Genomic DNA, 14,663 nt, shown 5'->3' on the forward strand with positions numbered 1-14,663 from the left:
AACTTTACCTGGATGTGATCGGTGAGGTGGAATGGTACGGTGATAATAATGATTATCTTGGTGGCTCGACGTTGTCGAAAGACGATACCTATCGTTTCAACACTATGCTCTCCTATGATGTCGGCCCAGGACGTTATCTCTGGAGTCGTTATGTAAAGCAGATAGGTGGCGAAGAATCCGTTGACAGTGTGCCGCTTGATAACGAGATAGATACCGACACCATGAGCATCGGTTATACCCATTGGGTCGGACAGGACTTCCAACTGCAGGCCGAATATACCCGCGACCTGAGTGTGGAAAATGGCTTCGAAACCGACGGCGTAACCTTACGCTTGGCGATTCCGTTCTGAGCAGAGGACTCATGCAACACCTGTCCTATCCAGTCTGGTGTTGACATGATTCGCTGCTACCGCCACTCTCAGCCGAATTGTCAGTAGCCAGCCACATCGGTGGTTAGCTACTGACCAATTTTATGAATGAGATACGGGCTCACTCAATGCAGTAAGTGCAGTCGGCGGTAGTCACGGGGAGAATGACCATAGATCCTTTTAAAGGTCCGACTGAAGTGGGCCGAATCATTGAAGCACCAGCGATAGGCAATCTCGGTGATAGATAAGCGCGCTTGGCCTGGACTTGCGAGCTCCTCCGCACAGGCCTGCAACCGGCTGCGCTGGATGTAGCGACAGACAGTATCGTCATGAGCTTCGAACAGCCTGTAGAGCTGGCGCAACGAGACGTTCAAACGCTCGGCTAACGATGTTGGGGTCAGGTCGGGATCCTGGAGCTGCTGCTCTATCAGTTGGCAGCACCCTTGGTAGAGCAGATCAAAAGTTGCCTCAGGCATACACCCTTGCCCCAATCCATGGGACAAAGGAACAAGCAGTGCTATAAGTGCTTCACAGATTGCCTCACCCTCTGCCTGGCTGGTATTGGCACTTAGTTTCCCGGAAACGATCCGGTTGATCATCAACTGCAATATCTGGCCACTAGGGCTGTTGGGAGTGAGCTTGCCGAAGGGTACTTCTCCCTGAGGTAGACGGGAAGCTAGCTCCGCTCGCGGCACATGGAAGGATGCATGCTCAATCATGCCACGTGGCATGATTTCACAGGCCCGGGCCGAATCAACCAATACCATCTCGCCAGGAAGTAACTCCAGGGTACGCCCCTGCTGGTGAATACCAGCCTGACCGCGGCGTTGCACGATCAGAAAACAGTACCGATCATCATCGTGTCCGATATTTAGCCGACGTCGTGCAATCAAGCTCGCATTTGTTCGGATCTCTGCAACTTCAAGACCACAGGTCACTTGAGACCCAACCTCACCGAAAAAAGGAGTACCATGCTCCGGAGGCCGAGAATCAAAACTTCCACAAACGTGACGAAGAGATGATAGCCAATTGTCAAACGCCGATAGTGAGGCTAAGGAAAGCGTCATGGGCTTCTCTACTCAAATAGTTATAATTATAAGTGCCTAATACAGTGTTCACCGCTATCAATTCTACCCGCACTCTTCTGGTATGGATAAAGTTCAACCGACATATATTAGGCCTACGATCAACAACAAGAGGTTATTACAAACGTTTCAAAAAGATATTCTTCAAAGCCACACAAGAGATAGTGCCGGTATCATCACCACGATCGCAATACGCACTATGTCGGCGCCAATAAAAGGTAGGATGCCGCGATTGACCGTCGACAGCGAAGCACCTCGGCTATATTTCTGGACGATAAACAGATTCATCCCCATGGGTGGTGTGATCAAACCTATTTCTACAACCATCAGCGCGACGATACCGAACCAGATGGATTTTTCCGTAGCATCAAGGCCAAACAGATCTAGCCCTAAGATAATCGGATAGAAGATAGGGATGGTGAGTAAAATCATGGATAACGAATCCATGACACAGCCTAATAGTAGATAAATCAACAGAATGATCAGCAACACGACAAGCGGCGCAAAGCCACTGCCCAAAATCCACTCCGCCAACGTGTTCGGCAGTTGTCCTAGTGCCAAGCCGCTATTTAAAAGATCAGCACCAATTACCACCAAGTAGATCATTGCGGTCGCTTCGGCGGTGCCAATCAAACTTTTATACACACCCTGCCAACGCATGCCGCCGCGCACTATGGCGTACAAACCACATGCAGCAGCGCCAATCGAGGCAGCTTCGGTTAAGTTTGCCCAGCCGCCATACAGTCCGAAAATGACGATAGCGAAAATAACTAGAATGGGGGCAATATCACGCAAGCTTACCACTCGTTCGGCCCATGAGTGGCGAGGCGCTCGCTCAACATCACGCATCGTTTTTATGGCCATGATGCGAATAACGACCATGTACCCGGCAACGGCTAGCAAGCCTGGGAGAATCGCCGCCATAAAAAGGGCGGCAATAGATTCTTGGGTTAATACCGCATAAACAATTAACGGCACCGAGGGGGGAATAAGAATACCCAAGGTGCCAGCTGCCGCTACCGTACCCGTCGCCAACCGCTGCCCATAGTGGTAACGCTCCAACTCAGGTAGTGCCACTTGGCTCATCGTAGTGGCAGTAGCGAGCGAAGAGCCACAAATGGCGCCAAAACCGGCACATGCACCCGCCGCCGACATCGCAAGCCCGCCGCGCCAATGGCCTATCCAACTGGCGCAGGCTCGAAATAGCGCTGCTGACAAACCTCCATGAACGGCAAACTGCCCCATCAAAACAAAAATTGGGATTACGGCCAGGTCATAGCTGGAAAACCGGGCATAGACTAAGTTATTCAGAGTAAAGAGTAACGAGTTGAGATCCCCATCATTAACCAACCAATAGCAGATTGCGCCCGCCACGAGCATGGCCACGCCGACATGCAAGCGCAAGCCTAACATCACTAACAAGATGCCCAACGAGATGGCACCGATTTCAAGGCCGCCCATCATAAGTTGCCCTCCTCTGCTGGGGTATGGGCTTCATCGCTAACCAAACAGTGGAAACCTTGGTACAACGCACACAGACCTAGCAATGCAAGCCCAGGCAGCATGGCTGCCTGGGGAATCCATTGCGGAATTCCCAGCTGTACACTTTGGGAGTTATAGGTAAGGCTATCGAGTGAGAGTAGTGCAGTTCTCCATACCAGTATCGCGCTCACTAGCGCCAATACTAAATGCGCAAACATCAATAAAACGCGGTTGAGGCCTGCCGGAAACAGTGTGCCAACGATATCGACACGAATATGGCGGTCATTGATTTCGCACAGTGGCAGAAAGCAAGCTACTGCAACGGCAATCATCATTTGCAGCAGCTCGATATCGCCAGATAAAGGCGCCGACCAAATCCGCCGACCCAGCATCGATACCAGCGACGTACCGATGGCAGTCAATAGCAGCAAACCGCCCACCATAGCCATCGCAATGGCTAATCGTCTCAGTAATATTTTTGTCATAACCCTCTCCCAACGACCTGGTAAGCCTTATATACGACTTAAAAGCCAGACGCTTTCAGACGCAGTTCAGGGGCCTGCTCTTCTACGATCACGGATAGCGACTCAGCCAGGGTGCGACGATCAATACCACCGCTACTATCAGCCATCCAGTTAGTCGCGAGACTGCGCGTCACCTCCTCCATCGAGTGCCAAGCGGCATCATCAAGTGTGATAACGGTATGCTCTGGGTCGGCTTCTACCCCACTCTTTGCTTCATCAATCGCGTCATCCCAGGCTTTACCGAAACGTTCGGAAAGCACTTCACCACTTAGAGAGTCCAGCACTTCACGTGCATCGTCTGGCAGACGGTCGTAACTGCGCTGATTCATCAACAGCGCCAACGCGGTCACTGTGGGGGTCGCCTGATCGTCGGCAGTTTCGGTGTGATAAAAGGTCACTTCGTTCAACTTGGTAGGCGGAACCACTTCCCAGGCAGCAGCGGCACCATCGATAACACCTTTCGCCAAGGTGTCTGCAATCTGGGCAGGCGGCATACTGACCGCAGAAGCGCCCAACTCTTCAATCAGGTTAGAGGCCATGCGGGTCGAGGCCCGCAGCCGTAGATCATTCATATCGGCAAGATTATTGATGGGTGTTTCACGGGTATGAAAAACACTCCCCCCATCACTATGTACCGCAAGCAACTTATAATCGCGGAAGTCTTCCGCTGCATGGTCTTGGGTGAATTGCCACGCGATGCGGCTTGCCTCAACCCCTCCCGAAGGAAGCACAAAAGGCAGTTCTAACGCTTCACTACGCGGGAAACGCCCCGCAGAGTAACCCAGTGCTGTCCAGGCGATATCAACGACGCCATTACGAACTGTATCGGCAAGCTGGGCGGGCGTGCCACCCAATTGCATAGAAGGATATATTTGGCAGCGCAGCTCACCCTCAGAGCGGGTCTCAAGGTCTTCACACCAGGGTTCAATTACATGTTGCTGTGCGTTCGACATGGCGGGCAAGAAGTGCATGATTCTTAATGTTGTTGTCGCGTGGGCGGGTAGTGTCGCCGTTATAAGACCGACGGCTGATACGCCTAGGGCAACGCGCATACAACGTGATAATAATTGAGATTTACGCATGTTTTTCACCATTGTTATTAAATATGAAAATTGCATATTCGACATTTCATTAATATATAAACAAAATACAGAGCATTAAAACAGTTATTCGTTAGTCGTAGACAACTAAAGCAAGTCAACGAAAAAATAGTGACGACCTTATGCCTCTAATAAAATGAGCCAGCTGTTAAGCTGGCTCGTGACTTTATGCCTGGAAGATAGGTTTAATGAAATCAGCGAGCTCGTCGGTAGCTGAAAGCGGCAACACGTGCGCCACATACTGGTCGGGCCGCACAACGACGACTGCCCCGTCCCGGGCGATGCCGCGAGCCTCAAAGATATCGTCATCGGACAGAGTGCCAAATACGTTCTCTAAATTGATTAGCGAATAGGGGCCGACTTCAGGCTTGAAAGCATTAGGCACACAATTAATATCGACGGCTTCATGCGGTTGCTGATAGATAACCTTGACATCAAACCAACTGCTGAGGCCCTCAGGCTGCGGTGCGACTTGCAACGGCGAACTGTCTGACGTTTTCAACCAATCGGCAAGCTTATCCACGGCTGAGGAGGTTTCCACTGTTGCTGAATCAGCAAACACATACAGGCGCCAGCGACCATCAGCTTCTGCTAAGTGACCAAGATGCAATGGGTTACCGTCGCAGACACGCACGGCTTTGGCCGATTTGAAGCGCTTTCCAATCGGGAACCCTGTAGCGAGCGCTTGATGCCGGTTTCCCCCAGTAATCAATGATGGCTGATATTCGGTCATAAAACCGGCCGGAAACTCGATAGTCCGGGTATAAAAATCCTCAAGCGCAGAAGGATCCTCAAAATCCTCAGGACGCTTAGCCATCATCGACGACCATTCTTTGTCAAAGTCAATCAGGTTTTTAGCCACCACTTGTCGCTCGGCAGAGTAGGTCGACAGTAGGCTGGCAGGGCTGATACCGGTTAGCACATGACCCAGCTTCCAACCCAAGTTAAATCCGTCCTGCATGGAAACGTTCATGCCCTGTCCGGCTTTGGCGCTGTGGGTATGGCAAGCGTCTCCCGTAATAAATACGCGAGGAAGACGACCAGAACTAGCGTCTTCAACGTCGTCAAAACGGTCAGTGAGACGGTGTCCGACTTCATACACGCTATGCCAAGCCACATGGCGCACATCCAGGGTATAGGGATGCATGATTTCGTTGGCTTTGGCGATGATGGTCTCAATCGGTGTTTCCCGAACCTTGTTGCCTCCATCCTCTGGGACTTCCCCTAGATCTACATACATTCTGAATAGGTGCCCACCCTCACGCGGGATAAGAAGAATACTGCCGCCTTCATGGGATTGAATCGCACACTTGGTGCGAATATCAGGGAAATCAGTCACTGCCAGCACATCCATGACACCCCAGGCGTGGTTCGCTTGATCGCCTGCTAGCTTGCAACCAATGGCAGTCCGCACACCACTGCGCGCACCGTCACAGCCTATGACATACCTGGCACGCACCACTTTGTCCTGCCCTTCATTTTCGCCCGTAGAATGGCGTAGCGTCACCGTGACCGGATACGCTTCATTCGCGTCCGAAATTGTAAGGCTTTCAAAAGCAAAACCGTAATCTGGTTTAAGTCGAGCCGGGCCATTGTGGGCAGCCTCAGCTAGGTAATCGAGCACCCTGGCCTGGTTAACAATCAGGTGAGGGAACTCACTGATACCTTGCGGGTCATCAGCGGTACGCGCTGCTCGCTTAATGTTCTTCGGCATCTGTGAGTCAGGCTTCCAAAAAGCCATCTCGGTTATACGATAAGCTTCTGCGGTGATCTGATCGGCAAATCCAAAGGCTTGGAACGTTTCGACACTTCGAGCCTGAATGCCATCGGCATGACCAATTTCCAACCGCCCCGCACGTCGTTCCACAATACGCGTGGCAATACTAGGGAATTGAGCTAATTGAGCAGCCAGCATCATCCCAGCAGGCCCCGTACCCACAATAAGAACATCGACTTCTTCAGGCAGCGTCTGCGGTCGATTCAAGCCAGTACCAGTAGCCGTCTTAATACGCGGGTCACAGGAAATATATCCATAATGATGGAATTGCATAATATCTACCTCATAAAGGTGAAGTGATAGGGCTACCCCCGCCGTGGCAAGACAAGAAAATATCTTGAGCGGGGACTGGTCACACTGCCGGGGCCTTCACCGTTAGACCTCTTCCTGGCACGTGCTGCTTCTTCTATTTCTATGCTGATCCAGGTGACTACCCATGAGGATGTGTTTTACGCAGTCTTGATGGTACTTTTCATAAAACACACACCGACATTAGTAGACCATCGTTCATTAGTTAAAAAATATTGTTAATCTATAAACATTACGCTGTACCTCGTAGCGTAAAAATAATATATAAACAGGTATTATTGACATTAAATGTCATGCAAGGGAGAGATTGTTTGTTATAAAATTTTCTTCTTGACAGCCTATTTTGTTTTTTTGTTAATATATTAATGAAATACGAGTCTACTTCAGATATAACGACGCTATACGTCGCTCACCAGCACCCTCGCGGTAGTTCGCCCCCGCGTTTTTAGGGAGATATGACATGCCACACCTGCATATCGAATACTCGCCAAGCATTGATGAACATGTTGATGTTCATCACGTTTGCCTAGTCGCCTATCAAGCGATGAGAGAGAGCGGTATTTTTCCTCTCGCGGGCATTCGTGTACGCGCCTTCGCCGCTAGCCATTGCATCGTCGCCGACAATCACCCAGACAACAATTTTATGGCAATGACCCTTTCGATCGGTGCTGGCCGGGACACGGCTGCGCTGAAAGCGGCTGGCGACCACCTATTCTCAGCCGTGCAACAAGCGTTTGCCATTCCACTTGCATCTCCCTATTTCGCTTTGTCTCTGGAGATCCGTGAGATCAACGCGGATCTGAGCTGGAAAGACACCCCCATTCACAATCGACTGTCCTAATTCAGGAGCCTCTTCCATGAGCACACTACAAGGCAACATCGAACGCGCGCAGGAGTACCTTCAACGCTTCAAAGAGCAAGGTGTCCTTAATCACATTAACGGTGAATCGACACACGCCTCGTCAGGCGATACGTTTGAGACGCTCTCGCCAATCGACCTTAAGCCTTTGGCTAAGGTAGCTCGGGGCGGTCTCGACGACATTGACCGCGCAGTTAAAGCCTCGCAGGAGGCCTTCAAAACCTGGAGCAAGACGCCTGGCAAAGAGCGTCGCGCCATCCTGATTAAAGTTGCCGAAGCCATCGAAGCACGAGCCGAAGAGATCGCTTTCACCGAATGTATGGATACCGGCCAAGCGCTGCGCTTTATGTCTAAAGCCGCTATTCGTGGCGCGGCTAATTTCCGCTACTTTGCCGACAAAGCCCCTCAGGCTGAAGATGGACAGGCACTGCGTAACGACACTCAAATGAACGTGACCTCCAAGCGCCCGCTTGGCCCAGTCGGGGTTATCACCCCATGGAATACACCGTTCATGCTTTCAACGTGGAAAATTGCCCCCGCATTGGCCTCTGGTTGCACTGTCGTTCATAAGCCTGCTGAATTCTCGCCAATGACCGCTAAGCTATTGGTAGAGATTGCCGAAGAGGCCGGTTTGCCCAAAGGAGTACTAAACCTAGTCAACGGCTTTGGTGAAGACGCCGGTAAAGCACTGACCGAACATCCTGGGATTAAAGCCATTGCCTTCGTAGGGGAAAGCCGCACTGGCCAGATGATCATGGCTCAGGCAGCGCCAACGCTGAAGCGCTTTCACTTCGAACTGGGCGGCAAAAACCCGGTCATTGTTTTCGACGATGCCGACATTGATCGCGCGGTCAATGCCGCTAGCTTCATGATCTACTCACTAAACGGTGAACGCTGCACTTCCTCTTCGCGTCTGCTGGTGCAAGAGTCAATCTACGAAGAGGTTACTCGTCGCGTGGCTGATATCGCTAACAACGCCAAAGTGGGACATCCACTCGATCCAGAAACGGTAGTTGGCCCATTAATTCACCCTGAACATGAGCAGAAAGTCCTTTCTTACTTCGAAAAGGCGCGTGAGCAAGGTGCCACCATTGCGGCTGGTGGTATGAAAGTCGGCGAAGAGGGCTGTTTTGTTCGCCCCACTCTCTTTACCAACGCCACGAATGACATGGTGATAGCCCAAGAAGAAATCTTCGGCCCCGTCTTAACCGCTATTCCGTTCAAAGATGAGGAAGAGGCGCTGAGCATCGCCAACGATACTCAGTACGGACTCGCAGCTTACCTTTGGACTAACGACCTAAACCGGGCGATGCGTCTGACTGATGCGCTCGAAGCGGGAATGATATGGGTCAACTCTGAAAACGTTCGCCACCTACCCGCTCCCTTCGGCGGTGTAAAGGCTTCCGGTATCGGGCGTGATGGAGGTGACTGGTCTTTCGACTTCTACATGGAAACGGTCAACGTTTCATTCCCGCGTAAGACACATCAGGTTCCCAATCTCGGCTCAGCCTAGCGCTGGCTGGGAGAGTTCCAGGCTTAACCACCTTATTTAGCTGATACATGGAGACATCACATGCCTACACCCGCTCCTAACTTATACCCTGATTTCAATATTATACGCTTGAGTCATGTAATTTTCGGGGTCACTGATCTGGCCAAAAGCCGCCATTTTTATGTGGACACGCTCGGCCTTCAGGTAACCGATGAGGATGATCGGCGCATCTACCTGCGTGCAATGGAAGAACGCGGCCATCATTGCTTAGTACTGGAAAAAAGCGACACAGCCGCGATCCAGGCTTTGTCTTTCAAACTGTTTGACGAAGTTGAACTTGATAAAGCATATACCTGGTTCGAACAACAGGGTCACTCGGTGGAATGGGTGGAGCGTCCCTACCAAGGCCGCACCCTACGCACGGTCGATTGTTTTAACACTCCCATCGAGTTTTACTTCCAAATGGATCGGCTGGCGCCCATTCATCAGAAGTACGAACTCTACCGAGGTGTCAAACCCCTGCGTATTGACCACTTCAATCTCTTCTCCTCAAGCGTCGATAAAGCCGTTGAATTTTATAACAGCATGGGCTTTCGCGTTACCGAGTACACCGAAGATGAAGAGAGTGGCAAGCTGTGGGCTGCCTGGATGCACCGCAAAGGCGGTGTCCACGATATAGCGTTCACTAACGGCGAAGGTCCGCGCCTGCACCACACCGCCTTTTGGGTACCGACGCCGCTCAACATCATCGATTTATGCGACCTGATGGCGACAACCGGCTACGTGGACAACATTGAGCGCGGCCCGGGGCGTCATGGTATTTCCAACGCTTTCTTCTTATATATTCTGGATCCCGATGGTCACCGCATTGAGATTTACTGCTCTGACTACCAGACCGTTGACCCAGACCTAGAGCCGATCAAGTGGGATTTGAAAGATCCACAGCGGCAAACCCTATGGGGCGCACCTGCACCGCGCTCATGGTTTGAGTATGGTTCTGTATTTGAAGGAGTTGATACCGAAACGTCTCAGCTCAAGGCAACCCCGATTGTCGCCCCCTGACATCCCCACTTTTAGCTAAACGTTTTGGTGCAAACGGCTCGGCGGTGCCGAGCCTTAGGAGAATTTCATGAGCACACCCCTACCCCCTCGCTTAGCCTCCTTTCACGCCAACGGTGCCGACCGCTATGGCGTTGTGACACCTGAAGGCATTGTCGATTTACTGCCCGAATTCGGCACTCGCTTTAAAGGGCTTAAAGAAGTCATTGAAGCCGGCGCCATCGACGAGCTACTGCAGGCTGCGGAGGGCCGCAGCCCCAGCTACCGTGAAGAAGACGTCACCTATTTAATCCCGATTACCAACCCTGAGAAATTGATCTGCGTGGGAGTCAACTTTCCTTCTCGCAATGAAGAGTACAAAGATGGTCAAGCCGCTCCGAGCAAGCCTTCCTTGTTCATTCGCTTCCCACGCAGCTTTGTCGGCCACCACCGAAACCTAGTACGTCCACCGGAAAGTGAGCAACTTGATTACGAAGGCGAAGTGACCATCGTGATCGGCAAAGGCGGACGACGAATTTCGAAAGAAAAGGCCTACGAGCACATTGCGGCTCTCACACTATGTAATGAAGGCACCATTCGAGATTGGGTACGTCATGCCAAATTCAACGTCACTCAAGGCAAAAACTTTGATGCCACGGGCGCGATCGGGCCTTGGCTGGTGCCGTTTCGTAACGCCGCTCAATTAGACGACATCGAGTTAACGACGCGGGTCAACGGCGAGGTACGCCAGAATGATCGCACCTCACGCATGATGTTCGATTTTCGCTATATCGTGAACTACGTTTCGACGTTTACCACGCTGGCGCCGGGTGACGTCATCGTCTGTGGCACGCCTACCGGCGCGGGCGCGCGTTTTGATCCGCCTATTTGGCTCAAGCCAGGCGATGTGGTTGAGGTCGAAGCAGATGGTATCGGCAAGCTAGTGAATGGTATTGAGGATGAGCAAAATGCCGTTAACTAATATTCAGATATCCGAGGCTGCTGATGCCCTTCTAACAGCGGAGAAAAACCGCGAGCAAATCGGCTTGCTATCGCTCAAATATCCCGACATGACCCTTGATGATGCTTATGCCATTCAAGCTGCACAGCTTGAAAAAAAGGCGGAACACCGCGTCATTGGCTGGAAAATTGGATTAACGTCAAAAGTGATGCAAGACGCCCTCGGAATCGATACTCCCGATAGTGGCGTGCTTTACGACTACATGCGCTTTGACACAGGCGCGGTCATCCCTAGAGACCACTTTATACAGCCACGCATTGAAGCCGAGATCGCCTTTGTAATGAAGGCACCGTTAGAGGGTGAGGTGACACGCGAAGAGGTCCTGGCGGCAACCGATTACGTGGTGCCTTCCCTGGAAATTCTGGATACCCGTATTGTGCGCAAGGATGACCGTACCGGTCAGGCACGCGTCATCTTCGATACCGTTTCCGATAATGCCGCTAATGCGGGCATTGTGCTTGGTAAAGAGCAGCATTCGCCGGAAGCGTTTGATCTGCGTTGGGTAGGATCCATCGTTAAAAAAGATGGCGATGTAGTCGCCACCGGTCTCGGAGCGGGCGTCCAGGATGACCCGGTTACCGGGTTAGTGTGGTTGGCTCGACGAATGGCTACCTACGGCCAGCGTATTGAACCCGGGCAGGTCGTGTTGTCTGGCTCGTTTATCGGCCCCGTGGAGTGCCCTTCTGGCAGCGACATCGAAGCAGACTTCGGTTCATTTGGTATGGTAAAGCTCCGTTTTGAATAACTAGCGTGCGTCACTGTTGCTCAAACTGATGATGACGGTAACGTGAGGGGGAAGTGCCTGCATGACGAGCAAAGAAGCGACAAAAGTAGGCGGGATCCTGAAAACCCAACTGGTAGCCAATCTCGTTGACCGTCATGCGAGTGAACGTCAACATGCGTCGCGCTTCCTGCACCAATCGCTCATGCACCAACCGCTTGCTAGGCACGCCCGCGATACGACGACAAATACTGTTAAGCCTAGCCTCGGTAACGTTCAGGGCCGTAGCATACTTCGTCAGCGTCCAATGCGCCTTGAAGTGCGCTTCGATTTCCAAGTTGAAACGATGGAACAGGGTCAGTTCGTCCTGTCGGGTATGTTGCGCCTTGAGCGAGTTGGCCGAAAGGCGAAACAGGCTGATAAAGATCAACTGTGTGAGCGTGGTAAGTGCAGCGTCACGCCCCTTGCGGTAGGAATTAAACTCAGTTCCCAACTCGTCGAAAAGCCGCTCGACTCGCATCACCTCATGACGTGCCTCCTGACTAACGTTGCCCGTCGCGACGCACACGGGGCTAATCTTCTGAATGCTTCCCAAATCGGCGCTCTCTTCAAGCAGCGACCACACCAGCTGTTGGCGAACGGTCAGCACATGGCCATCACTGCCCTCTTCGGTAGTAAACGAGTGGGGCACCGTGGGCGGGGTCAAAAAAAACATCGGCCCCTGCTGGTGATACTGCCGATTATCCAGGTACACCCTCACCATGCCGCTTTTAATATAGTGAACCTGAAAAAAACGGTCATGGTGATGAACGGGCATGTTCCGGCCAAAGAAGTCGGCCATGGGTGCCAAGGCATCGTAATGCACATTGGCATCAGCATACCGTTGATCGTATTCCTGCCCGATAGTGATATTGGGAATGGGATCCAACGCCATACATCAGCTCCTAAGTGGGCGCGCCTTAACCCGCAACGCTGTTTACATAGTAACAAATTACTTAGCTACAAATTCCATAACCACAACGTCACGAGCGTCCCCTCTATGGCAACGGGATGTTCGCCATATGCTTGCGTTCGTATTTCAAGCGTCACGCTACATTGAGAGAAATTAAGATGGGCGAAATCGTCTTAGCAGCCAAAATTACCCATGTCCCTTCCATGTATCTGTCCGAACAGCCCGGCAAGCACCATGGCTGTCGCACGGAAGCCATTGCCGGGCACAAAGAAATCGGCCGCCGTGCCAGAGAAGCAGGGGCAGACGTTGCCTTGATATTTGATACCCACTGGCTAGTCAACAGCGGCTACCACATCAACTGTAGCGACCATTTTGAAGGGATCTACACCAGTAACGAATTGCCCCATTTTATTCAGGATATGGAGTATCGCTACTCAGGCAGCCCTGACCTTGGCGAGCGCATCGCCGAGGTAGCCAACCGCTCCGAAATCCGCACCATGGCACATAACATTAAAAGCTTGAAACTTGAGTACGGCACGCTGGTACCTATGCGCTATATGCACATGGGCGAACCGGAAGAGAAAGCCTTCAAAGTCGTATCTATTGCTGCCTGGGATGCCTGGCACGACCTGAATGAAAGCATCAAATTTGGTGAAGCCATACGCCGCGCTATTGAAGCCAGCGACCACAAAGTAATGGTTCTAGCTTCTGGTTCGCTTTCCCACCGCTTCAGCGATAACAGCAACGCGATGGAAAACCTTCACCGCTGGACCCGGGAGTTTGACCGTCAGATGGATATGCGGGTGGTCGAAATGTGGCGTAAAGGACAATTTAAAGAGTTCCGCGCCATGCTGCCGGAGTACGCCCAGCACTGCTATGGCGAGGGCGGCATGCATGATACGGCCATGCTGCTGGGCGTGTTAGGAGAAGACTACGATAAGCCTTCCGAAATACTTACCGAGCCTTTTGGCAGCTCAGGCACCGGCCAAATCAACGCGGTTTTTCCAGTTTAGGCACCGCTGAGTAGCCGTTGTGCTTTACCGGCTTCCATTGTGCTAGCGATGACAACTCAATAAAGATGCAGGAGGAAAAGCATGGAAATACCCACCAATACGTTCAAGCAGGCGCTAGCCGATGATCAGTCACAAATTGGTCTATGGCTGGGGCTAGCAAATGGTTACTGCGCCGAACTTTCAGCCAATGCGGGGTTTGATTGGCTATTAATTGACGGCGAGCATGCCCCCAACGATCTGCGTACGATTCTTGAACAGTTACAGGCAGTGGCGCCCTACCCAGCCCATCCTGTCGTACGACCGCCCGTTGGGGACACTGCGCTTATCAAGCAGTACCTCGATATCGGCGTTCAGACGCTTTTAATTCCTATGGTCGATAGCGCCGAGCAGGCCCGTGAGTTGGTGCGTGCCACGCGCTACCCACCGGAAGGCATCCGTGGTGTGGGCAGCGCCTTGGCACGGGCCTCACGCTGGAACAGCATCCCTGGTTACCTGGATAAAGCTGACGGCGAAATCTGCCTTTTGGTTCAGATCGAAAGTCAGGAAGGCCTTAAGAACCTTGATGAAATCGCCGCCGTAGGGGGCGTAGATGGGGTATTCATCGGCCCCGCCGACCTAAGTGCGTCACTCGGCCATCGCGGTAATCCGGGGCACGAAACGGTGCAGAACGCCATTGAAGACGGCATTCAGCGAATTCGCAATGCGGGTAAAGCGGTCGGCATCTTATCGGCAGACCACAAACTTGCTGAGCGCTATTTAACGCTGGGCTGCACGTTTGTCGCGGTAGGTGTAGATACCAGCGTGCTCATGAACTCGCTTAAAACATTAGCTAGCACGTTTAAAGGGCAAACAGAACCAGCGGTTTCTACTACGCCGTCGGTTTACTAAACCTGCCAATAGCGAAGTATCCAAAAATTCATTT

At 52.0% G+C, this 14,663-nt stretch carries 14 protein-coding genes; 8 read left to right on the top strand and 6 right to left on the bottom strand.

Features of this window, described 5'->3' with window-relative positions; genetic code table 11:
* Positions 1–350 (top strand): transporter (locus MLE19_RS20465; RefSeq protein WP_240720078.1); only part of this gene is annotated, 350 nt, incomplete at its 5' end.
* Positions 351–493: 143 nt separating this feature from the next.
* Here the strand turns inward: MLE19_RS20465 and feaR are convergent.
* From feaR to MLE19_RS20490, 5 genes are all read right to left on the bottom strand, one after another.
* Entirely contained in the window at positions 494–1,435 is a 942-nt protein-coding gene (gene feaR / locus MLE19_RS20470) for a transcriptional regulator FeaR (RefSeq protein ID WP_240720080.1), read from the bottom strand.
* A gap of 162 nt (positions 1,436–1,597) precedes the next feature.
* On the bottom strand, positions 1,598–2,917 hold the full coding sequence (locus MLE19_RS20475) for a TRAP transporter large permease (protein WP_240720082.1): 1,320 nt from the start codon (positions 2,915–2,917) through the stop codon (positions 1,598–1,600).
* A complete protein-coding gene (locus MLE19_RS20480) occupies positions 2,914–3,420 on the bottom strand; it encodes a TRAP transporter small permease (RefSeq protein WP_240720084.1) in 507 nt (168 codons plus the stop codon). Before MLE19_RS20480 ends, MLE19_RS20475 begins: the two co-directional genes overlap by 4 nt.
* 38 nt (positions 3,421–3,458) lie before the next feature.
* Positions 3,459–4,541, bottom strand: coding sequence for a TRAP transporter substrate-binding protein (locus MLE19_RS20485; RefSeq protein WP_240720086.1), 1,083 nt, complete (start codon positions 4,539–4,541; stop codon positions 3,459–3,461).
* Between the two features lie 184 nt (positions 4,542–4,725).
* Complete coding sequence (locus tag MLE19_RS20490) at positions 4,726–6,609, bottom strand: FAD-binding monooxygenase (protein ID WP_240720088.1); 1,884 nt, start codon at positions 6,607–6,609, stop codon at positions 4,726–4,728.
* A gap of 496 nt (positions 6,610–7,105) precedes the next feature.
* Between MLE19_RS20490 and MLE19_RS20495 the strand changes: the two genes are divergently transcribed.
* From MLE19_RS20495 to MLE19_RS20515, 5 genes are all read left to right on the top strand, one after another.
* Positions 7,106–7,486: a 5-carboxymethyl-2-hydroxymuconate Delta-isomerase gene (locus tag MLE19_RS20495; RefSeq protein ID WP_240720090.1), complete on the top strand. Its 381-nt coding sequence runs from the start codon at positions 7,106–7,108 to the stop codon at positions 7,484–7,486.
* 16 nt (positions 7,487–7,502) lie between these two features.
* Positions 7,503–9,017 carry a 5-carboxymethyl-2-hydroxymuconate semialdehyde dehydrogenase gene (hpaE, locus tag MLE19_RS20500; RefSeq protein ID WP_240720092.1) on the top strand — a complete coding sequence of 505 codons (1,515 nt, stop codon included), beginning with the start codon at positions 7,503–7,505 and terminating at the stop codon, positions 9,015–9,017.
* 60 nt (positions 9,018–9,077) lie between these two features.
* On the top strand, positions 9,078–10,058 hold the full coding sequence (hpaD, locus tag MLE19_RS20505) for a 3,4-dihydroxyphenylacetate 2,3-dioxygenase (protein WP_240720094.1): 981 nt from the start codon (positions 9,078–9,080) through the stop codon (positions 10,056–10,058).
* 67 nt (positions 10,059–10,125) lie between these two features.
* Positions 10,126–11,016, top strand: coding sequence for a fumarylacetoacetate hydrolase family protein (locus tag MLE19_RS20510; RefSeq protein ID WP_240720096.1), 891 nt, complete (start codon positions 10,126–10,128; stop codon positions 11,014–11,016).
* On the top strand, positions 11,003–11,800 hold the full coding sequence (locus MLE19_RS20515; protein WP_240720098.1) for a 2-oxo-hepta-3-ene-1,7-dioic acid hydratase: 798 nt from the start codon (positions 11,003–11,005) through the stop codon (positions 11,798–11,800). Before MLE19_RS20510 ends, MLE19_RS20515 begins: the two co-directional genes overlap by 14 nt.
* A 10-nt stretch (positions 11,801–11,810) precedes the next feature.
* Here the strand turns inward: MLE19_RS20515 and hpaA are convergent, their stop codons facing one another.
* Positions 11,811–12,710 carry a 4-hydroxyphenylacetate catabolism regulatory protein HpaA gene (gene hpaA, locus MLE19_RS20520; protein WP_240720099.1) on the bottom strand — a complete coding sequence of 300 codons (900 nt, stop codon included), beginning with the start codon at positions 12,708–12,710 and terminating at the stop codon, positions 11,811–11,813.
* Positions 12,711–12,886: 176 nt separating this feature from the next.
* On the opposite strand from hpaA, the gene hpaD (MLE19_RS20525) reads away from it, so the two are divergent.
* Complete coding sequence (hpaD, locus tag MLE19_RS20525) at positions 12,887–13,741, top strand: 3,4-dihydroxyphenylacetate 2,3-dioxygenase (protein WP_240720101.1); 855 nt, start codon at positions 12,887–12,889, stop codon at positions 13,739–13,741.
* A gap of 81 nt (positions 13,742–13,822) precedes the next feature.
* Positions 13,823–14,629 (top strand): 4-hydroxy-2-oxoheptanedioate aldolase, encoded by an 807-nt coding sequence (gene hpaI / locus MLE19_RS20530; protein ID WP_240720103.1) that lies wholly within the window; start codon positions 13,823–13,825, stop codon positions 14,627–14,629.
* The last annotated feature ends 34 nt before the right edge of the window (positions 14,630–14,663 follow it).

Source organism: Vreelandella neptunia, from assembly GCF_022489065.1.
GTDB classification, from domain to species: Bacteria; Pseudomonadota; Gammaproteobacteria; order Pseudomonadales; family Halomonadaceae; genus Vreelandella; species Vreelandella neptunia_A.